The 20423-nt window shown below is 54.5% G+C and carries 11 protein-coding genes; 1 reads left to right on the forward strand and 10 read right to left on the reverse strand.

Features of this window, described 5'->3' with window-relative positions; translation table 11 throughout:
- Positions 1-144: 144 nt before the first annotated feature.
- The 8 genes from M6D81_RS21640 to M6D81_RS21675 all read right to left on the reverse strand — a co-directional run bounded on the left by M6D81_RS21640 (position 145) and on the right by M6D81_RS21675 (position 14821).
- Entirely contained in the window at positions 145-5424 is a 5280-nt protein-coding gene (locus M6D81_RS21640; protein WP_262679128.1) for a CBM96 family carbohydrate-binding protein, read from the reverse strand.
- 172 nt (positions 5425-5596) lie between these two features.
- The gene (locus tag M6D81_RS21645) at positions 5597-7177 is read right to left on the reverse strand and encodes an FAD-dependent oxidoreductase (protein ID WP_262679129.1); all 1581 of its coding nucleotides are present in this window, start codon (positions 7175-7177) and stop codon (positions 5597-5599) included.
- A gap of 35 nt (positions 7178-7212) precedes the next feature.
- Positions 7213-7848: an SGNH/GDSL hydrolase family protein gene (locus tag M6D81_RS21650; protein ID WP_262679130.1), complete on the reverse strand. Its 636-nt coding sequence runs from the start codon at positions 7846-7848 to the stop codon at positions 7213-7215.
- A gap of 41 nt (positions 7849-7889) precedes the next feature.
- Positions 7890-8732, reverse strand: coding sequence for a carbohydrate ABC transporter permease (locus M6D81_RS21655; protein ID WP_262679131.1), 843 nt, complete (start codon positions 8730-8732; stop codon positions 7890-7892).
- The gene (locus M6D81_RS21660; protein ID WP_262679132.1) at positions 8725-9624 is read right to left on the reverse strand and encodes a carbohydrate ABC transporter permease; all 900 of its coding nucleotides are present in this window, start codon (positions 9622-9624) and stop codon (positions 8725-8727) included. Before M6D81_RS21660 ends, M6D81_RS21655 begins: the two co-directional genes overlap by 8 nt.
- 36 nt (positions 9625-9660) lie before the next feature.
- Positions 9661-11013: an ABC transporter substrate-binding protein gene (locus M6D81_RS21665; RefSeq protein WP_262679133.1), complete on the reverse strand. Its 1353-nt coding sequence runs from the start codon at positions 11011-11013 to the stop codon at positions 9661-9663.
- A 54-nt stretch (positions 11014-11067) separates the two neighbouring features.
- On the reverse strand, positions 11068-12177 hold the full coding sequence (locus M6D81_RS21670; RefSeq protein WP_262679135.1) for a glycoside hydrolase family 88 protein: 1110 nt from the start codon (positions 12175-12177) through the stop codon (positions 11068-11070).
- Positions 12170-14821: a glycoside hydrolase family 2 protein gene (locus M6D81_RS21675; protein WP_262679136.1), complete on the reverse strand. Its 2652-nt coding sequence runs from the start codon at positions 14819-14821 to the stop codon at positions 12170-12172. The genes M6D81_RS21670 and M6D81_RS21675 overlap by 8 nt, the downstream gene beginning before the upstream one ends.
- A 521-nt stretch (positions 14822-15342) precedes the next feature.
- Here M6D81_RS21675 and M6D81_RS21680 point away from each other — a divergent pair.
- On the forward strand, positions 15343-16374 hold the full coding sequence (locus M6D81_RS21680; protein ID WP_262679138.1) for a LacI family DNA-binding transcriptional regulator: 1032 nt from the start codon (positions 15343-15345) through the stop codon (positions 16372-16374).
- Between the two features lie 287 nt (positions 16375-16661).
- Here the strand turns inward: M6D81_RS21680 and M6D81_RS21685 are convergent, their stop codons facing one another.
- Together M6D81_RS21685 and M6D81_RS21690 are read right to left on the reverse strand one after the other, a co-directional pair.
- Positions 16662-18566: an ABC transporter ATP-binding protein gene (locus M6D81_RS21685; RefSeq protein WP_262679139.1), complete on the reverse strand. Its 1905-nt coding sequence runs from the start codon at positions 18564-18566 to the stop codon at positions 16662-16664.
- A complete protein-coding gene (locus M6D81_RS21690; protein ID WP_262679140.1) occupies positions 18563-20296 on the reverse strand; it encodes an ABC transporter ATP-binding protein in 1734 nt (577 codons plus the stop codon). The genes M6D81_RS21685 and M6D81_RS21690 overlap by 4 nt, the downstream gene beginning before the upstream one ends.
- Positions 20297-20423 lie beyond the last annotated feature (127 nt).

Here is a 20423-nt window from a genome sequence, read left to right on the forward strand (position 1 = left end):
CTAGTGAACGCCACCATAGAAAAAAGTGCCGCTCCAGCATCCCGTGTTCTTCTAAGAACAAGGTAATGCAAAGAGCAGGCACTTTCAACTAATGATTACAAGACCCCTTCACATTCGACAAAAATTATCGCAAGATTGCCGCCATTAGTGCTCCAACAGGAGCAACGGCGGAATGATGCCATGATGGCTGTTGAAGTCGATATAACTTGTTCCGTACTCCTCTTCAATAGCCAGCACAACGCTCAGCTCCGACTCCCCCCTCTTTAACGCCGTGTACAGGAAATCGCTAATGTCCCATTCGTAATATCCGGCCGTTCCGTTTACTTCGACCGTATCCAGCAAATAAGCCGTTGTGCCGATACCTGTCACATTCCCGCTTAAGGGATCATGGTTAGGCGCAGCGTTGAATGTAATCGCATCTGCCGACCAGTTATTGTCGAGTATGCCATATGCGCTAACGGGAGTTGCCGCCGGCGAAGTGCTGTTTTTGCCGTAAAGCCTGAGCAGCGCCCGATTCACCCGCTCGGTCTTCAAGCCGGACAAGTCGAGCTTGATGTATGATTTGCGGTCTGCTCCGGTTCCTGCGGCATTCTTGACAACAAGATGGGAGGAATATTCGTAGTTGCCGTCCGCATAGCTTCCTCCCCAGATGAAGGCCGCTTCCTGCACCTCCTCCTTGACTGGCTCATACATAGACAATACCGGAGGCTCCGGTCCCAGACGCCCGTCAATCTTCACCAGCACATTGCCGTCCTGCAAGTCCGTTAACAGGAAGGAGGCATGGGAGGAAGACAATCTGCCTTGAAGGAATCGCGTCGCATCCACCGCATATGTGCGTTCTTCACTGTCTACGTACAGGGTCGCAATCGGAATCGCCGTATTCCCGACTCCCGTGATCCCTGTATCCCCTTCGGCATGATTGGGCGAATCCGCCCAGGTTAGCGATGATTCCGTCCAGCTGTCATCCGTGATGCCGTATACAGAGACGGCAACGCTGCCGACAGCTCCCGGAGCGGACGCCCGGAACTGCAGGATGCCCTTGCCCAATTCGCTGCCGGAATAACTGCCCATGTCGAATTTCATATAGGTTATTCTGTCGTCATCAGCGATCGGCGCATCCATCACTTCCGCCAGAACAGTGCCATCCATCTGCTGATGCTCATATTGACCTCCCCGGATATAACCGGTCTCCACCACTGCCAGATCTTCGTGCTCCCGCAGCATTAATTGAGGCGGTCTGGTTCCGCTCTCCTTGCTGGTCATGAATATCCAGTCGCTATATCCCTGATCTTCCGGCAGCACGATAAAGCTTATCTCTCCGCCGCCCCCGTGCTCCTGCACGAATGCACTCACATCGACCTCGAACCAGCTGTAATTGCCGTCGGCCAAGCTGACCTTGTCGATATACCATGACGACACTCCCATGTCCGTTACCACCGTCTTGCCGGACTGGTCTTTGCCGAGCAGAGGGGCATTGTTCCACGTCAGAGATTCCTCCGACCAGCCATTGTCCGCTATGCCGTATACGGCGAGCTCTATCGGGTTATACGGGGCGGCATTGTCATAGGCATAGAAGCGAAGCTTGGCTTCATTCACCTGATTGCCGGTATACGTGCCCAGATCGAATTTCAGATACGCCGCCATGCTGGCACTGGAGGTGCCCGAATTTCTCAAGCCAAGTGTCGTATAGTGGCCCAGCACCCGATCCGGCTCCACCTCCTTCGCATAAGCATCCTCCGATGCGTTCAGCGTGAATTGCCGATTCCTTAATGTCGGTCTGGCCGCCATTGGCGCTTGTACCGTCACGTAGTCTCCATCCCGGCTGAAGCCTGCGGGAACGCCATCCACTCTTACCTCGTTCAATGTACCGGCGCCATAATAGAAGGTAAAGCTGGTCAGCGTCTTCTGTGCGTTCGAGTCTTCTTGAACGGTATTCGCAATGTCGACCGTACCGCCGCTGCCGTATTCGACCGACAATCCGCTTAGCACTTGGTCGCTGCTCGCATAGATGCGGCCATCCAGAGACAAGCGGTTATCGTTGGCGATCTCCATCCTTGTCACCGCTCCGCCGCTATCCTGCTTGACCAGCTTGAAGCTTGTCTCTTCTGTAGCGTGGCTTATATCGTATTGCAGATGATACGATTCGCCGGACGACATTGCCACCTCTACTCCCTCTTCCGTAACCTGGGCACTCGCAATGCCTTGGCTGCCTCCAGGGGAGAACTCATGGAGCGCGACGAACTCGCCTGCACCATTGACCGTCTGGCGGGCCGTCAATACCGGTGTCTGCACGCCCGGCATATTCGCCCTTCCGAAGGAGCGCGATTCATATACTTGCATCGGCGCATCGTTCAACATCGTAATCCGGTATCGATTCTGACTGTCTACAGCATCGGTGAACTCTGCATGCCAATTGCCGGAAGTGAATGCTTCGGCTTGCAGTTCAATGAATGGATAGCCTTCCGAGCTTCCCAGCATGCCGCTTGCTGCTGTAACAGGCAAGCTCAGATTCATCGAGCTTTCCGGAACGTGGGCGAACCAGTCGAATGTGACACTGTCATATGTGCGAAGCTTGAATACGTCCAGCATCCAGTCGTCGACCATAATGACCGCACGGCGGTATTGCTGGACGTCGGGATAGATGCCGTCGGCGGAAGCTGCGCTGAAGTGCATGGAACGGGTATGACCTTGCGCAAGGAAGGAGCCCCCCATGCCGGCTTGCAGCTTATCCGGTACGACGACCGTATTATGCGCCGCGGACTTCCGGTAATATTGCTCCGCGGATACCGTGCCGTAAGGACTCATGCCCAGATCGTCAAGCCATACTCTTCCGTTCCCGTATGTCGTGACATTCAGCTTGTCATAATGATCGTGACCGCCGGTATGCGGACCGTAGTCCAGCGTGCTCATGTACGTCTCGCCGCCGACGTGATTGCGGGTCAGCAGACTTCCCAGCCCGGTCATGTTCGCATCGGATAGCAGGAACGGCTCGCTTGTCTCCGGTATTGCCGCATAGCCGAACAACAGCGAGTATAGCTCCGCGTCGCTTCGGGATACGGAAGCCATGCCGTAAGCCTGATTCATATATTCCCGATAGCTGGAATCGATATCGCTGTAGGCCCGGTCAGCCGTCTCCATCATCCAGAGATACATCGGCGTCAGCAGATTGGGCTTATATACAGAGTCGTTGTTCGCCTGCAGCGTCAAGTCCGGATACGGCAGCCGAAGCAGCGCGTCGAACATGGACTTGAACCGCTCATTCCCTTCGTACAGATTAAGCCTATCCTCGCTGCCGAACCGAAGAGCCGCATTCGCCAGGTAAATGTAATGCTTCAGCACGAAGCTGTGGTAGCTCGGCGATCCCTCGAACCAGAAGCCGTCCTCCCCTACGCCCAGTTCCAGAAGACCGTCGAACATGCCCAGCGCCGTTCCGTCCTGCTTCGACGGGGCATAACCAAGCAGCGCATCGGATATGAGGCCGCTGTCGTCATAGAGGTAGCCGGTCAAGCCCAGCGCCGTATTCTGAATAACTTGAAAATTGTTCATGCGATGACTGAACTTGATGGCGTCTGTCGCGGGATAGAACATGTCGGTGCGGATAGCCGCTTTGTCAGCCTCGTTGAACTCGCCGGAATTGTACAAGCTGTCCACGGCGAACACCATCGGCGTCACGAAGTAAGCGGCTTCATTCAAGGGGGAGTAAAATAGCCTGGTCGCGAAGTCGCGCGCGGGCTCCACCACGTCATGCTCCTCGTATTGCGGATACTTCGCCGCGAATTCGTTCACGATCTCCGCCGCTTTCTCGGCATAGGCCGACTCGCCTGTCAGAATATAGAGGTACGCCAAATATTTGGCCGCATTCGTATGATCCGTTACCCACTTCGCATACCAGCCTCGAGTAATCTGATCCATCACATTGGGGTCCGTATTCTGCGAGCTGATGATGTAATCGTCGGACGGATCGCCGGGGTCCAGACCCGGAGATTCGAACTCGGCAATCTGGTAATACGTGTCGTAATCGTAGCCGCTCGCCAGTATATCCTGATAGGACATATATTCATAGACGAGCGGAACGTTGTAGTCAGGATCGTTGAAGCGATTCTCCCAGATGTAGCTGGAATCGGGAATTAAGGCGATATCGCGCGTCAGCCATATATCGTATCGGTCCCGGTAAGCTTGCAGCACATCGCTTGCCCAGCGGTACCCGAACAGGCGGTCTCGGATGGCCTTCACCGCAACGAAGTGGGGCCGGGACAACGTCATCTCTCCCGCATTGATCTCGACATTGTCGATGTGCGCCTCATCCGTATGTCCCGATGCGGCTTCCATGGCGATCGCCACGACGACATCGTCGCCGGCATACCCCTGCAGGGCTGCGGCTATGTCTTGCCCTTCCGTGGTGACGCGGCTCCACTCCTTCACATGATCCGCCGATCCCGTCCCGTCATAAAGCATATAAGCATACAGCTCGCTTGACGGGTTGTATGTGCCGGCGGCGTTCGCTGTCTGCGACAGCTGGTTCCAGACCGGTACAGGCAGAATAACCAGCCTTAGTGAATGGGACTGACTCGCTCCCGAGCCGAACAAGCGGTAATCCAGCGATACGGTGAAATCCTCCGGCCCGCTGAAGAAGTCGGGCAGGCGTACCGTCTGGCCGATCATCGCCATGCCTTCCGAAGCGGCCGATTGGTCGGCCAGTTTCACATAGGAGCCTGGAGCGCCGCCTCCGCTCTCGATGCTGACTGTCAAGTCAGGCGCAGCTCCTGCACCCAGCTTCGCGTATCTCGTCTCCCAGCCGCCAGGCTGATGAAGGTCGGAGGTGGCAGTCAGGCGGAATCCCGCATCCTCCGTCCATACGCCTCCTGTGTAGCCTATTCTGATCTTGCTGGCATACAGAGCGGACGTACCGCTTCCACCGTTCCAGGCAAGCTTGAGGTAATTCGCTTCCGCCGCCCCATGCCACTCGTAGACCAGCCTGTCCCACGAGCCTTCGCTCGCGCCTTCGTTCACTACGGCCGGTTCGATCGAAGTGAAGGCCGCGCCATCGCTGGATACCGAGAAGCTGAAGCCTTCGCCTTGCGATTGCGGATCGCGATAGGCCACAAGCACGAAGGAACGGATATCTCCCTTCTTGTAGACAATCTCGGCATTGCCGCCGTTCGCGGCGAATAAGAAGGGGTCGCCTTCTACCTCCGTCGGGCTAACCAGCGGACTGACGGAAGAGTCTATTGCCGCCACATCCTGCGAAGCATGAACAAGAGACAAGCTGTTCATCTCGTCTTCTGCAATAAGGCCTCCATCATCCGGTCCCGGACTTGCCGCTTTTGCCCTGCTTCCGTCTCCCGGTACGGCGGCGGCTCCAATCGTATGAACAATCAGGATTGCGATTAACAGCTTTAACCATAAGCTAAGTTCTTTTTTCACATCATTAACCTCCCAGAATAAATTGCGGACTAAAGTAAAGCGCTTACATTTTGTGGGAGAAGGAAAACCTCTATCGAGATCGAGGCCCTTTTCCCATTGCACCAGCGGGCAGGATGCGTCCATAGCTCCGGCATTGCCGACCTGTTATGAACGCATTCCCCTGCCAAAGCCGTTATAGCGCCTTGATGCTTGGCCAATGCAGCTCTACGCCGTCCTGCTCCAGCCTCTCCTGCAGCCCCTTCAGCAATTCGCGGTTATGGCGCACCTCCCTCGGCTGCGCTTCGCGGTCCAGGCAGTAAGCCGCCAAGGCTCCCGCAGCTTCGCCGATGTTCCATTCGACGGGATGCAAGCGGTAGCAGCCGTTCGAAATATGCGTCACGCCTATATTTTTGCAAGCCGGAATCAGATTGTTCATCCTCACCGGTATAAGGCTGCCGAGCGGAATCTGGAAGGGATAAGACGACATGTCCAGATAACCCCGGCCGCCCAGTCGCGGATGCAGGTCGATCCGGTATGCGCCTACTCCGACCGTGTCTTCGAACTGCTCCGCTCCTTGATCGCCTCTGATCTCAGCGCTGATATGCTGCTCCAGCACGGTGAACTCCGCCTTAATTCTTCTGGATTCGCGAATATAAGGCGCCTTCGCAAGACCGTCCTCCGTACCTAGCGCCTCCTTGCACAGACGAATGCCGGGATAACCGCGGCCTCCGTCCGGACGGGGCGCTTCCGTCTGCATCCAATACAGCAGCGATAAGCTCAGTTGCTTCGCATTGTGCAGATGCTTCCGCCTCTCCTCCTCGCTTACATCGATGATGGACCCGAGCCAGTAATCATTCTGCGGCCAATTCACCGATACGATATCGCTCCGATACGTACCCGGCAAGAAATTCGACTTGTCCACAATACGACGGTATGCCCATCGCGAAGTCAATCCGCCCGGCTCGTCGAAGAACGGATAGACAACCGGCTCCAGCGTGATGAAATGCGGGACGATCCAACTGAAGAGAGGCCCTGTCCAAAATTCGTCGTTGCGATAAGCTCTCCAGAACTCATATTGTTCCGGCTTCTCAATCGTATGGTCCTCGCCCTCGAAATATTGAATCGCATACGTGTGAGTCAGAGCCTGCATGCCCATCGGGTCCGGCTCTCCGGGCAGCGCATGCGGTTCGCCCGTCTGCGCCCGGGACTCCATGCCGGTCACATATTCGACGCCCGCCAGCGGTAGCAAGTCGCCGCATTCCGTAGCATCCAGAATATACGGCGCTTCCAGCACATGTCTGCTTCCCGTCAACACATGCTCCACCGTAACGGATACGATGCGGTCGCCATCCACATCCGCTTCGACAGGCTTATAGTGTGTCATAATAACCAACTGGCCGGTATGCACATATGGCGCCAGCATCTGCTCCAGCACTGCCAGCGCCGTTCTCGGCTCATGGCACAAGCGGCTGACGACGCCATTGCCGGGATTCAGCCGCTCCTTCGCATGCGCTTCCGGCGTCAGAGGCATATAACGCCGATAGTAATCCCTTACGGCATTGCGGTATTGGCGATAGCTTCCCGTACAGCCGAACTGTTCAATCCAGGGATGCTCGTCGGGCGGTACCGCCTGGCTCGTCAGCTGCCCTCCTATCCAATCCGTCTCCTCCGTCATGACGACCCTCTTGCCTGCCCGGCAAGCCGCCATGGCCGCTGCGCAGCCGCCGACTCCTCCGCCGATAATGGCGATTTCGCTCCGGTCATTCCGATTCATCGCTGTCATCCTCCTTCTGCTAATCATAATGGCCATCAATCGATCAACTGGCTGGCCATGCACTCCGCATACAACCGGTGGCCGAGCGGAGTCGGATGGACTCCGTCGTCATCTCCGCTGTTCTCCTTCGTCCGAAGCAGCTCGCCCGGTAGAACGCCCCTTCCCAATTGCTCCATCCAATGCCGCTCCACATCGGCCAGCGCACATCCGCACTCCGCCGCCGCTTGGCGTATAGCCTCGCTATAGCGTTCGATCCAGCTTCCCGCTCCCGAAGGGGCGTACCATTCGCGGGGATGGCGTGCGTAATAATAAGCTTCGTCATTCCCTTCGATAATGGGATGTATCGTGCATAGCAGAGAACGTATTTGCCGTTTCTTCAGCTCCGTCACGATTCGGATCAGATTGTCACGGAACAGGGACAATGCGACTCTGGATTGTCCGCGAGCGACAGCCACATGATCGTTCATGCCGAATTGTACGACGCATATATCCGGCTTCTGGCTCAGCACATCCCTCTCCAGCCTCGGCCATGCGTCCTCCGTCGTCTGCCCCGACACGCCGGCATTCACCGACGTACCGCCCAGCAGGCTGGCCAACTGCTCGATATACCCTTCCCCGCGATTCATATGCACTCCCGCCGTAATACTGTCGCCATATCCGGCAATAAGCATCTTCGCCACTCCTTTTCCCCGAATTCCTTTCGAATAGCCTGCTATCCCTTTAACGCCCCGCTGGATATGCCGTTAATGATATGCTTCTGAAGCAAGAAGAACATAATGAGCAGCGGCAGCATGGAGACGACAAGCCCCGTCATGGTCAAGGAGTAATCGATGAAATGCTCTCCCTGAAATTTCATCAGTCCCGATTGAATGGGATGAAGCTCCTTGTCGGTAATCGTCAAGGATGGCAGCAGCCACTCGTTCCAGATCGCGCGCACATGGAAGATCGCTACCGTCGCGATTGCGGGACGAGTCAGCGGGACAACGATCAGCCACAGCTTGCTCCATTTGTTGCAGCCGTCTATCGTCGCGGCTTCCATCATTTCTTTCGGGATAGAGTCCATGAAGTTTTTTACAATGAACATCGTTAACGGTATTAATGTCGTGGCGAAGGGCAGGATAAGCCCCAGCCGGCTATTCAACAGCCCGAGCTCCGATATCACGATATACTTCGGTATGAAGATGCCCGGCATGGGCACCATCATCGTAATGATGATCGCGATATAGATGACGTTCTTGAACGGAAATCGATAGAAGGACACGACGTATGAGATTAAGACGCCAAGCGCGATGCCGATCGTAACGGAAGTAACAGTGTAGATAAAGCTGTTCGTTACGTAAATATGGAAATCGTATTTGAACAGCACATCCGCATAATTGGCTAGCGACGGCTCGTTCGGAATCAGCGTTGCGAGCAAATTTTCATTTTTCAAAATTTCCGCATTGGGCTTGAACGTATTCGCAATGATCCAGAAAAACGGATAGAGACAGCTAATCGATACCACAATCAAAAAAGCATGTGTGACGGTCATCTGCAATCGTTTACTGTTAATCATATAATTTGGCTCCGTATCTTCTTGAAATGAACAACTGGATGAAAGATACCACCACCAGCATAAAGCCGAACAAAACCGATAACGTAGTAGAGTAGCTCATATTGACGTTATCGAACGCTTCCTTCAGTATCCGCATCGCCGGAACTTCTGTCGCATAACCCGGGCCGCCGTTCGTCATAATGACCACCTGGCCGAATATTTGCATCGATCCCAGCACAAGCAAGATGGATACGAGGATCATCGTCGGAATGAGCAGAGGAAGCGTCACATAGCGGAACGACTGCATGCCGCTTGCCCCTTCCATGCTTGCGGCCTCGTACAACTGCCGGTCGATGCCGGTCAGGCCGACAAGGAACAGCAGGAAGTACGTACCGAAGGTCTCCCAGATGAACGTGGCGGCGACAGCGCCCATAGCCGTCTCGCTCTCAGCCAGCCAAGCATGCGTCCATGACGACAGTCCGATCGTCTCAAGCAATTGATTAATAATCCCGAACTTAGGCTCGTACATCCACTTCCAGATCAGACCGACAATAATCGGCGACAGAATGGTCGGGATAAAGAAGATTGTCCGGTACAGGCCTCCTCTTGCCAATCGGCTCACGAGCAGTGCCAATAGCAGCGCTATCGGCACTTCAAGCAAGATGATGCCCGTAGAAGTCTTCAGAACGCGGAGCACGGAGTCCCAGAATACCGTATCCTCCAGCGCCCTCCGATAATTGTCCAGCCCGGCGAAGCTTGCCTTGGCCATCGGCGTATAGCCGCTCCACTTGAAGAAGCTGAGCCGGTAGCTCTGATAGAACGGATACACATAGAACATAGCGAACAAGATCAGACCGGGAATGACGAACAAGTAACTCGTGAGATAGTCCTTCCAGCGAGACGCAGCTTTCATGTTATTCCCCTTTCCTCGCGCGAAGCAACAGCAGGCTTACTTCTTATTGGCCAAGCTCTCCATCAACGATTGCTGAAGCCCTTCCGGCGTCGTCTTGCCTTCCACCAGCATCTGGACACCCTTCCAGAACTCTTCATAAATTTTGGCCTCGGTCACAATCTCATGCATGCGCCGCTTCGTCAGATTCTCACCAAGTCCGGCAAGGATCTTCACGTTCTCATCCAGGCTGGCCTTGTCCATAGCCTGACTGTTGGCCGGGAGCACGCCCGACTTCTCAGCCAGATGGATCTGCTGCGCATCGTCCGTGAACCACCGGATGAACGCTTTGCTCTCCTCCTTGAACTCGCTTGACTTCGCAACGCTCAGGCTGATGGATACGCCCCCATCGATATTGACCTCTTCGCTATCCATCACTTTGGGCGGAGCAGCTACAGCCCAATCGAGATCCGGCGCATCCTGCTTCAGCATGGGCACGAACCAGGAGCCGTTCGATATCACCGCCACTTCCCCGTTCACGAACTTCTTCTCCACATCCGGCATAGTCAAGACGACCGTTCCCTCGGCAAGATAGCCCTGCTCGCGCAGACCGTCGATTGTGCCGAACACTTCTATCCAGCGCGGATCGCTCATTCCGTTATCGCCAAGCACCGCTTCGATGACCGCTTCCTCGCCTCCGAATATGTTCGTGGCCAGCGGGAATATAACCTGGTTCAGCGTGCCCCAATTATCCCCCAGATCGTAAGCGACGGGCGAGATGCCCCCCTGCTTCAGCTTCTCGTTAAGCTCCAGGAACTCGTTCCAGGTCGCCGGGGGCTGCTGGAAGCCGACCTCATTCAGCATGCTCATGTTGTAGAAGTAACCCGAAGTGGCAACGACATACGGGATCGAATATTTTCCCGACGCGGCTCCCCACTCGTTGTCTGGCGCCAAATATCCTTTGAAGCTTTTATTCTCGCCCAGTACGTCGTAGCCCCACTCTTCCCATTCCGGAGTCAGATCCTCTACAAGATCCGCCATCACCAGATTGGCCAGTACCTCGCCGCCCAGCGATCCGCCGTAGATATCAGGGAACTTCCCTTCCTGCGCTCTCGTAATCAGATACTGCTGATTGGTCTTGGCATCGATCAGCGTCTGTGTAACGCGAACGCCGGTCTCTTCATAATACCGTTGCAGCAGTTCTTCGATAGCGTCTTGCTGGCCGGTTTGATAGTGAACGAATTCGATCTCGACTTCACTGCCCGGCTTGGTCTGATTGGCTTCCTGTCCTTGCTCCTTGTTCCCCTCCGTATGACCGCCTTGCTTGTTCCCGTTCGACTGTGAAGAACATCCTGCAACGATAGCCGCCAGCAAGAGAGCGATGAGCATGATAAATCCTGTTTTCTTCTTCATTCGATAACAGCCTCCCCTTCTATATGTGTATAAATAATGCCGGTACGTATCGGATTACCAATAACTTCCGGACATACGGCCGAACCTCATAAGCGCTTCCGCATAATAGTAGTCTCCAAATATGAGATATCCGTCAGGCACATTATTGGCGCCCACATGGTAAGCGCCGTGCTTCAGAAGCCCTTGCGCTTCCGGTTCGTGCATGGTGGATATGCGTACGAGCGCCCCCATCATTCTGGCAGCGGCATCCGACAGCAAGCGATAGTCCTCGGACTGTTCGTCGAGATGCTCCATAATCTCAAGCAGACCGCATAGACAGATAGCCGTAGCAGAGCTGTCCCTTGGCACTTCCGATCCATGATCGGCGGAGAAATCCCAGTAGGCGACGCCGTCCTCCGGCAATTGCCCGATGAAGTACTTGGCCATACGAATCGCCGTGTCCAGGAACGGCGCTTGCTTCGTATAACGGTAAGACAAGGCGAAGCCGTAGACGCCCCAGGATTGCCCGCGCGACCAGGTCGAGCCGTTGTGCAGTCCTTGATGGGTTGTGCCTCCTATGGGATAGCCTGTAGCGGGATCGAATAGAAATGTATGGTAAGAGGAATCATCTCCCCGATTCAGGAAGCGGCGCGACTTCTCCGCATGCTTCTCCGCTATGGCGGAATACCGGGTATCTCCCGTCTCCTCGGCGGCCCAGTAGAGCAGAGGCAAATTCAGCAAGCAGTCCATAATAATCCGGCCGCCGTTAACTGCATCTTGCTTATCGCCCCAAGCCTGAATGTAGCCTCCCTCGGGACGCCAGCGGTCCGCCAGCGCATCCGCCGCACGAAGAGCCAGTGCTCTGGCTCCTTCATTCCCCTGTTCCAGCCACTGCGCCTTCGCCGACAGAATGAACAGGAATCCGACGTCATGGTCAATGTTCGTCCCGGCCGCCAGACGCTCCTCGAAGCTTGGCAGCAAGCGCTGCGCCTGCTCGGCGAAGAGCCGGTCTCCGGTATACTTATGGCAGAGCCAGAGAAGCCCTGTCCAAAATCCGTTCGTCCATGTCGTATTCGGAAATAGCCTGTACGAGCCGTTCTCTCCGATATGCGGGAATTGATCCCGAAATAACTCTACATTGCGGGCCGTACGTTCTGCCACATGCCGCAAAGCTGCATTATACATGAACTTTCGCCCCCTCTTTCTCGTTAATGGAATGTCTCTCTCGCTCTTCATATCCGTCAGTGTCTTGGCCAAAGCAACGAAAGATCAGGTCCGGAGGAAGCGACGCAGCCGACTTATCTTCGGCTAGCAATCCGCCACACTTCTTGCGGAAGCACGATACCTCCACTTCCTTCCTCTCGCCAGGCAGCAAGGTGAAGAATTGCTCGCTTGCCGCCAGCCAGTAACCATTCGTCGTCTCCTCGCAACGGACATGCAGCGCCAGTGCTTGACCAGTATTCTCGACGATGTAGCTCCTGCGCAGGGAAGACAGTCCGAGGGTCGCTGTGCCACTGGCGTTGATGACTAATTCCGCAGGCTCTTCCGGCTCCCACCGGCCGACGCCTGACACTTGCAATACGGCGCCCCTGAGGCTGACAGCCCCGGCATAGACAGGCTCTTCGCCGTCTCTTCCGGCGGAGAAGAAGTAATCGGCCTGCGAGCCGTCCGATGCGTGGCCGTTCCCCGACTGCGACAATGTCAGCCGTATCATGAACAAGCCTCGAAGCTCTTCCGTAATCGGCAGGTGCAATCGTCCTGCGAGCCGGCTTCTTCCCTCCTCATCCAGGCCGGAATGGAACGTCTTCGACCACCTCAATTGCCCGTCCGAGCCGTAAGCTTCTGCGAGAACAGCAGTCTGCGTACCTCCTCTGCCGACCACGAATACCGGCGCATCCAGCACTTCCCCGATCCCGTAATCCAGCTTGCGGTAATCCAGCGATGCCGCTGCGGGGAGGAACGCTTGGCGCATCCAGTAATAAGCCATCTTCGCTTCGCCGTAATAATCGATCAAGCTCGTGCAAGATATATTGGGGTATGGCTCGTTCAATTGCCAGATCATGCTTCCGCTGTTCCGGAATTGCCTTCTCCGATTCGCTTCCAATATGAAGCGCAGCCCCTCCGCCTGCATCCATTGGCTGGCATCGCTGAACGATTCCAGCGTCTTCATCGATCCGAACAGCGCTTCATCCCTCTCCAGCGTATCCCACCATTCTCCGTGATGGCGCCATACCAGATTATCCTTCATCGAAGCCGGACTCTGGTTGTCCGCTCCGACGAATTTGCGGATACTCTTCGCAGAGCTTAATCCATCTACTCCGAACTCGCTATGGAAGAGGTGGTCGGCATCTCCGTACAGGGAGTAATGATCAGGATTTCCTTGATACTTCCAGAATCCGTGTACATCGTGGCTAACCCCTTTTTCTCTCGTAATGAACTCTACCGGGCCGGACGCCGAAGTCGGGAGGAACAATCTCTGCGAATCGTATCGCTCTACCAATTCCTTCAACATCGCTATGTTCTCATCTTCATACGTGCAGGGCTTGTTAGGCGCCTCCATCAGCTCGTTGCCTCCGCTCCACACGGTTAGCGACACATGGGAACGCTTTCTCTTCAGTGCCGACACAGCCGACAGCTTCAACAAGCGCAGATATTCCGGCTGCTTAGAGGGCATATTGTCCACCCCGGAGCTGGACTGAATGAACTCTTGCCAGATCATAATTCCGTTGCGGTCGCACAGATCATAGAACTCTTCCTTCTCGATAAGACCGCCGCCCCACACACGCACCATATTCACGCCGCCGCGCTTCATCATCTCCACCATATAGGCATACTGCTCCGGAAGCACATTGCCGTACAGATGATCAAGCGGCGTCAGATTCACGCCCTGAATGTAGACCTTGACGCCATTGACAACGAAGGTGTAAGGCAACGCTTCCTGCGGACTGCCTTCATTGCGCTCGTATCGCAGTGTACGGAATCCGGTCAGCAGCGATTGCTTATCCAGGCAGCGCTCGCCATCCCTTATCTGAACGGTCACCTCATAGAGCGGCTGCTCCCCGTAACCGTTCGGGAACCATAGTTCGGGCTTCGCAACCTCCAGCTCCAGTTCCGTGTGACCCGCAGCGCTGACGTCCACATGATTGCAAGCGCATTCATTGCCTTCCGGATCAAAAACTTGAACATGCAGCGACAGACGCTCATATCTTGCTTTGGTCTCCTCTTCCTTGATTGCCGCATTCCTTATCGCTGCGGATACGCGTACGATGCCTTGAGCGGTATCCAGAGTAGGCTCGGCGATGACATGAGTATCCTCCAGTGTGCAGCTATCGGCTATCCTTATATACACATCCCCCCATATTCCGATATTGACCAGTCGCGTGGAGAAATCCCATTTGTAATTGAACCTGCTTTTCTGCGTATGCGTCTCGGATGTCCGGCCGATCTGGGCCATCTCATCCGGCGCATGCTTGACAATAACTGACAGAACCAGCGGACCTTCGCTTCGGCATCGCCCGGATATATCGAACACGGCTTCATGAAACATGCCTTTGTGCTCTCCAAGCAGTTGGTCATTCACATAAATCAGAGCTTCATAATCGATACCTTCGAATACCAGCTCCGCCGACTCATTCTCCCCAAGATGGATCTCATCAATCGTTGTCCGATATACCCACCATCTGTTTTCCACCCATTCGCAAGCCAAGCTATTCTGCTCGAACCACGGATGCTCGATCCAACCTGAGCGGTATAGATCATCATGCACTCCCCCGGGCACTGTGGCCGGCAGCCATTCCGTTACGCCAAGCAATTCGCTGCCAATCTCCATGCTCGACACCTTCAAAGGTACCCATGGCCAAAAGCCTTTTACTTGCCATTTTGAATTTGTCAAGCTCACTTTACGCATTTTGTCACTCCAATAGCTTTATAAATTCACATGCGAAGTCATTTCCGCTTGTGGTGTCCTTCCTGTAATAAACGATAACCCCGTCAATTATCAAAATCAATTGTTTTTAACTTGACAAACCATTTTTGTAAAGTAATAAATACATTGATTATTGGCATGACATTTCTTAGAATAAAAGCAACCGCCGAGTTTGTACGATTTTTCGTACAACTCCCTGGCCACATTCGCTCGATCCGCCAACTTTGTACGATTTTTCGTTCAAAAGTGGCGGATTTGATGGCATTTTAGTCAACTTTGTACGATTTTTCGTACAACTCCCTGGGGACACACGCCCGATCCGCCAACTTTGTACGATTTTTCGTACAAAAGTGGCGGATTTGATGGCATTTTAGTCAACTTTGTACGATTTATCGTACAGCATTCATGAAAGGATTGTTTCCATTATGAAAGGAAAACCCGGGAAAACATCCATGCAGGACCTTGCCGACCATCTCTGCATTTCCAAAAATGCCGTTTCGCTCGCCATTAACAATAAACCCGGAGTCAGCGAAGAGCTGCGGGCCAAGGTGCTGGAAGCCGCCAACCGGCTAAATTACCGTTTCACGAAAAAAAATAAACAGGTTAGAAATAATCTGTTGATTCTTATCCCCTCTTATATTAAAAATGACCGCATTTTTTATTACGAGTTATTCTGGGCGATTGAACAGCGAACGAAGGAGAATGGCTATAACGCCATGATTTGCGGTGTAACACCTGAGATGGAGGAAAGGCGGACATTGCCGGAGCTGTATGACGAGATGCCGTTCCACGGTATCATCATTGTAGGCGTCTTCCGTCTTGACTACGTGCGGAGACTGCTGGAGACCGGACTGCCGCTTGTCACGGTGGATCATTGTTACGAGACACTTCAGCTGAATGCGGTCGTTACGGCGAATGAGGAGGAAGCTTACAAGATGGTGAGACATCTCATTGATTACGGCCACCGCGATATCGGCTTTATCGGCTCCATTGAGATGACCCGAAGCTTCAAGGACAGATGGAGCGGTTATTGCCATGCCATGAAGGACGCCGGCTTGGACATTCAAGAACAGTATTGCTTGCTTCAATCTTCGCCCCTGGAGGTGCTTCTGGGCAGCAAGGACGAGCTTACCGCTTACATTGACGGGCTTCGCTCCATGCCTACCGCCTGGTTCTGTGCCAATGACGTCATAGCCATCAGCATGATTCAGATTCTGCAGTCCAGAGGACTTACAGTGCCTGAGGATATTTCGATTGCTGGCTTCGACGATATCGCCTCCTCTACCCTTATTGCGCCAGCGCTCACAACCATTCAGGTTCAGCGGGAACAGCTTGGCTTCGAAGCCGTAGATTTCCTTATTCGCCAGATCGAATTTGGCGGAGCGCCGGCGAAGCTGTCCGTCTATGGTGAGCTTATTGCCCGCGATTCTTGCACCTGGGCGAAAAAGAGCGATTAGCAGCCGACAAAAAAACTACGACGGCAAAATCAACTATCATTTCATTTGAGCCCACTTTTGCTCTAATACGCGGAGATAGACATCAGGATCACGATCAGAAGAACCAGGCACCGCAGATCATGCGGCACCTGGTTCTTTCATTTATGTAGTTTGCAAACCACCGCCCGCAAAGGAACGGGCAATGTTTATTCGTCCGTGCGCGAGAAAAGCCGAATTCCGGCTCTGGCTATTATGCTCCAAGCGGAATTCGGCTATGAAACGCCGGAGCCAGACAGCAACGCGACTGTTTATCCAGCCGTCATTGTGTTGGCGGTGAACTGGCTATTGTACAGATCGGCGTAGAAGCCGCCCTTGGCCAGCAGCTCCTCATGCGTCCCCTGCTCAATCACTGAACCTTTGTCCATGACCAGGATCAGGTCGGCGTCGCGGATCGTCGACAGACGGTGCGCAATAACGAAGCTGGTGCGGCCCGCCATCAGCCGTTGCATCGCTTCCTGGATTTGCAACTCGGTGCGTGTGTCAACGCTGCTTGTCGCCTCGTCCAGAATAAGAATCGCCGGGTCGGCCAGGATCGCCCGTGCTATCGTCAGCAACTGCTTCTGGCCTTGCGAAATGTTGGAAGCCTCTTCATTTAGTACCGTATCATAACCTTCCGGCAAGGTACGAATGAAATGATCCGCATGCGCAGCAACCGCCGCGTCCACCACTTCAGACTCCGTCGCGCCCGCACGTCCGTAAGCGATGTTGTCGCGGATAGTGCCGTTGAACAACCACGTATCCTGCAGCACCATGCCGAACAGGCTGCGCAATTGCCCGCGCTCCATCTCCCGGATATTGCGGCCATCAACCGTAATCGCGCCGCCGTTCACTTCGTAGAAGCGCATCAGCAGGTTGACCAGGGTTGTTTTGCCCGCGCCGGTGGGTCCAACGATTGCTACCGTCTGGCCGCTGCCGACGTTAATGTTCATATTGTCGATCAGCGGAGCATCCGCGCTATAGCCAAACTGGACATCGCGGAACGCAACATCTCCCCGAGGCGCTGTCAGCACAACTGGTGCAGCCGGCTCCGGACTTTCCTCTTCCTCGTCAAGCAGTTCGAATACCCGCTCGGCGGAAGCGATTGTCGACTGAATAATATTGGCAATGTTCGCCGTCTGCGTAATCGGCATCGTGAACTGCCGCGCATATTGGATAAACGCCTGGATATCGCCAACGCTGATTCGCTGCTGCGTCACCAGCACGCCGCCGACTACACAGATCAGCACATAGCCGATATTGCCGATCAGATTCATCATCGGCATGATGATGCCGGAGATAAACTGCGCTTTCCAGCTGGAGTTGTACAGCTTGCCGTTAATTTCATCGAATCGCTCAATCGACTTGCGCTCGCGCCCGAATGCTTTTACGATCGTATGGCCCGTGTACATTTCTTCGACATGGCCGTTCAGTTCGCCAAGCTCCGCCTGCTGGCTCTTGAAATAAAGCTGCGACCGCTTCGCGATCATTCCGATAACAACAAAGCTTAGCGGCAGCGTCAGCACCAGAATAAGCGTCAGCAGCGGACTGATCGTCAGCATCATGATGATAACACCGACAATCGTAACAATTGATGTAATAAGCTGAGTCAAGCTTTGCTGCAACGTATTGCTTATATTGTCCACATCGTTGACAACGCGGCTTAATATATCCCCGTGCGAGCGCGAATCATAGAACTTGAGCGGCAGCCTGCCCAGCTTCTCGTTCACTTCATTCCGCAGCCGGTACACCACCTTCTGCGCCACTCCGGCCATCAGGTATTGCTGGAAGAAGCCGAATATCGCGCTGACGACATACAACCCGCACAGCAGCGCCAGTATAAACGCAATGCCTTGGAAATCGACTGAAGCATCCGGGATTCCATGGATTTTGGCCATCATGCCTTCGAACAGCTTGTCGGTTGCCTTGCCCAATATTTTTGGACTGAGGATGGAGAAGACAGTGCTCAATATCGCTGCCAGCACCACAAGCATCAGCTTCATCCTGAACGGGCGCAAATAACCCATCAACCGCTTGAGCGACGCTTTGAAATTTTTGGCCTTCTGACCGGGCATGCCCGCCATGCCGGGTCCAGGTCCAAAGCCCATCCGCGGACCACCGCCTGGGCCGCCCCTTGCTCCGCCTGCATTTTGCCGGCCGTCTCTGCTTGCACTCATGCTATCTCCTCCTCCGACAGCTGAGAAGCGACGATCTCGCGATATACGGCGCAGCTCTCCATCAATTCGCGATGATTGCCGATACCCGCAATCTGCCCTTCATCCAGCACAATAATCCGGTCGGCGTCCATAACAGTGCTTACGCGCTGCGCAACAATGATGACCGTTGCATCGGCCGTTTCCGGCTTAAGCGCCGCTCGCAGCTTGGCATCCGTCTTATAGTCCAGCGCCGAGAAGCTGTCGTCGAACAAATAAACCTTGGGACGCCGGATCAGCGCCCGGGCGATCGAGAGACGTTGCTTCTGCCCGCCGGACACGTTCACTCCGCCTTGTGCCAGCATGGAGTCAAATCCCTCCGCCATCTCCGTCACGAAACCAAGCGCCTGTGCGGTCTCTGCGGCTTGCCGAATCTCCTCGTCGGTGGCATCTTCTTTGCCGTAACGGATATTGTCCGCTACAGTGCCGGAGAACAACACCGCCTTCTGCGGCACCAAAGCAATGTTCTGCCGCAGTTCCTCCTGCGTCCAGTTCCGCACATCCTTGCCGTCTAACCGAACAGCCCCTTCCGCCGCATCGAAGAAGCGCGGAACCAGATTGATCAGCGTCGACTTGCCCGAGCCGGTGCCGCCGATAATCGCCGTCACGTCGCCGGGGTTCGCCGTGAACGAAATCCCCTCCAGCGCCGGCTTCTCGGCGCCCGGATAGCTGAACGATACGTCCGCGAATTCCACGACGCCGCGCACGGCAGGCTTCGCGCCTACAGCGGCAGCCTTCGAATCCTTCACCGTTGCCTGAAGATCCAGCACCTCGTTAATCCTTGTCGCCGATGCCGACGCACGCGGCACCATCACAAACATCATCGAAAACATCAACAGCGAAAACATAATTTGCATCGCATATTGGATAAAAGCCATCAAATCGCCAACTTGCATCGCGCCGTTATCGATACGCAAACCGCCAAACCAGACGATGGCAATCGTCGACAGGTTCATGATCAGCATCATCAACGGCATCATCAGCGCCATGATCTGATTGACCTTCACCGCCGTATCCATCAAATCGCGGTTGGCATCGACGAAACGGTCTTTCTCATGCTCCGTCCGGTTGAAGGAACGGATAACCCGAATCCCGGTCAGCCCTTCGCGCAATACAAGATTCAGCCGGTCCAGCTTCTTCTGGATTGCCTTGAAATAAGGCATCCCCTTGCGCACAATAAGCCAGACCGACAGCGCCAGCACCGGCAGCGCAACCAGCAGCACCAGCGTAAGCTCGGCATCCTTGTACAGCGCCATAATAATGCCGCCGATACACATCATCGGAGCCATCACCATAAGACGCAGCATCATCATCAGTACCTGCTGCACCTGATTGATGTCATTGGTCGTTCGCGTAATCAGGGAAGCCGTCCCGATCTTGTCGAATTCATGAAGCGAGAACTCCTCCACATGGGAGAATACCCGGCTTCGCACATCGCGTCCGAACCCCGACGATATTTTCGATGCGTAAAGACTTGCCAGCACGGACACAATCGCCCCCACCACCGTAACCGCCAGCATTAACCCGCCCATTTTCCAAATATAGCCGGTCTCCCCTTCCACGACGCCAATGTTGACGATATCCGCCATCAAGGTAGGAAGGTAGAGTTCCGCAAGCGACTGCATCAGAATCAGTACCATTACCAGCACTATTAAAGCGCGGTATTGCCTGGCATAACGAAATAACCTCAGCATGGTTTCCAGCCGCCCCCTCAAAATTACTTTACTAGTGAAATATTCAATGGTTTAATTATATATCCGTTTCCGAAACGGATTCAAGTCCAGTAATTCGTAGAAAAAAAGAAAGCCGATTATCCGCTTC

Origin of the sequence: Paenibacillus sp. J5C2022, from assembly GCF_025567625.1 — a bacterium.
In the GTDB taxonomy this organism is placed as follows: domain Bacteria; phylum Bacillota; class Bacilli; order Paenibacillales; family Paenibacillaceae; genus Pristimantibacillus.

Excerpts from the sequence above, each read along its gene's own strand:
- M6D81_RS21645 (WP_262679129.1), bottom strand. The coding sequence starts at position 7,177 with ATGAATCGGAATGACCGGAGCGAAATCGCCATTATCGGCGGAGGAGTC.
- M6D81_RS21650 (WP_262679130.1), bottom strand. The coding sequence starts at position 7,848 with ATGCTTATTGCCGGATATGGCGACAGTATTACGGCGGGAGTGCATATG.
- M6D81_RS21655 (WP_262679131.1), bottom strand. The coding sequence starts at position 8,732 with ATGATTAACAGTAAACGATTGCAGATGACCGTCACACATGCTTTTTTG.
- M6D81_RS21660 (WP_262679132.1), bottom strand. The coding sequence starts at position 9,624 with ATGAAAGCTGCGTCTCGCTGGAAGGACTATCTCACGAGTTACTTGTTC.
- M6D81_RS21665 (WP_262679133.1), bottom strand. The coding sequence starts at position 11,013 with ATGAAGAAGAAAACAGGATTTATCATGCTCATCGCTCTCTTGCTGGCG.
- M6D81_RS21670 (WP_262679135.1), bottom strand. The coding sequence starts at position 12,177 with ATGTATAATGCAGCTTTGCGGCATGTGGCAGAACGTACGGCCCGCAAT.
- M6D81_RS21675 (WP_262679136.1), bottom strand. The coding sequence starts at position 14,821 with ATGGAGATTGGCAGCGAATTGCTTGGCGTAACGGAATGGCTGCCGGCC.
- M6D81_RS21680 (WP_262679138.1), top strand. The coding sequence starts at position 15,343 with ATGAAAGGAAAACCCGGGAAAACATCCATGCAGGACCTTGCCGACCAT.
- M6D81_RS21685 (WP_262679139.1), bottom strand. The coding sequence starts at position 18,566 with ATGAGTGCAAGCAGAGACGGCCGGCAAAATGCAGGCGGAGCAAGGGGC.
- M6D81_RS21690 (WP_262679140.1), bottom strand. The coding sequence starts at position 20,296 with ATGCTGAGGTTATTTCGTTATGCCAGGCAATACCGCGCTTTAATAGTG.